Source organism: Vibrio sp. 378, assembly GCF_033339435.1.
Genome location: NZ_JAWOUO010000900.1, coordinates 1 through 577, shown reverse-complemented (window position 1 = coordinate 577; position 577 = coordinate 1). Strand labels below are relative to the sequence as shown.

Here is a 577-nt window from a genome sequence, read left to right as displayed (position 1 = left end):
CATCGGTTTTACCATTTTCTCTCAAACGCTCGTTAATCAACGCGAGGTTCAAAACCGTGTCGTTCAATACCATTTTTTGCATCAATGGGTAGCGGGTAAAAGTGGAGCCCAATACCGCGATGCCGATCAGGCCGGGAATCAAGGCTTCTTTCAAGGCTAACCAGCGAGTATCAAGCTCCAACAAGCCAATGCCGCCAGTTAATAATACGCTGATAAAACCAAGTGCTGAGATAAAGTTAAATTTCTTGTTGCGGATGAGATCCATACCGCCGTAAACCACAGGAAAGAGCAAAGCGACAACCAGTGCCATTGCGGTTCCTAGGTGCTCTTCGCCACTGTATTTCATCAAGATGAACGAAGGGATGAATACGTTAAAAAGGATCTCGAATAGGGGATTCGACTTTTTCGCCGTCGTGTTACTCATAATTTCCTACTGACTCTATTATGTCGGCTGCCATTGTACTTTGGGTGGAAGTGTTCATCCAGTAACGCCAGATGTAAAGCGTTAACGCACCAAGTTATGTAACGACTTATGAAATAGACCCGAGCATAGCCAGTTAGTTGGCATGATTGACCA

At 45.1% G+C, this 577-nt stretch carries 1 protein-coding gene; it reads right to left on the bottom strand.

The features are described 5' to 3' along the window. Positions 1-424 (bottom strand): VC0807 family protein (locus R7Q48_RS29490; protein WP_318133919.1); only part of this gene is annotated, 424 nt, incomplete at its 3' end. Positions 425-577 lie beyond the last annotated feature (153 nt).